Annotated in this window: 1 pseudogene; it reads right to left on the reverse strand. The window is 72.7% G+C overall.

Annotation, left to right across the window (positions count from 1 at the left end):
* A pseudogene (locus tag FLV34_RS41115) lies at window positions 1–484 on the reverse strand (hypothetical protein); the annotation flags it as partial.

Here is a 484-nt window from a genome sequence, read left to right on the forward strand (position 1 = left end):
CCCGGCACGGCTCAGACCCGGTACGGCGGCGTCCAAGGGAAGGTGCGCCAGGGCGGCGATTTCGGGCACCGAGAGCAGGAACCCGCGCCGGAGCATCCGCGACGCCAGTCGCTCGGCGGGCAGCGCGAGCCGGTGCCGTTCCAGCCGGTTATGTCCGGCGAACAGGGCGCACGACGAGGCGATCGCGTGCGCCCGGCCCCGGATGGCGCTACGGCGGGCCTCGCGGGCCTGCTCGGCGGTGCGCTTGTCCCCGGATGTCGAATCGTCTGCCTGTACGGCGTACCGGATCGCGACCTCGTACCGGGGACGCTGGGCTTTGTCGCGGATGGCCCGTGCTTCGGCCGATTCCTCCAGCCGGGCGGCACGATTGGTGGGGCTGAGATGCGCTGGATGGAGCCGGGGGTGCATCGGGCCGGGGGTGACGAAGTCCAGAAAGGCGCGCACCAGCCCGAGCGGTACGGCCAGCCCGCCCCTGGTGGTCACT

The sequence above is a fragment of the Microbispora sp. CSR-4 genome (assembly GCF_008033685.1).
In the GTDB taxonomy this organism is placed as follows: Bacteria; Actinomycetota; Actinomycetes; order Streptosporangiales; family Streptosporangiaceae; genus Microbispora.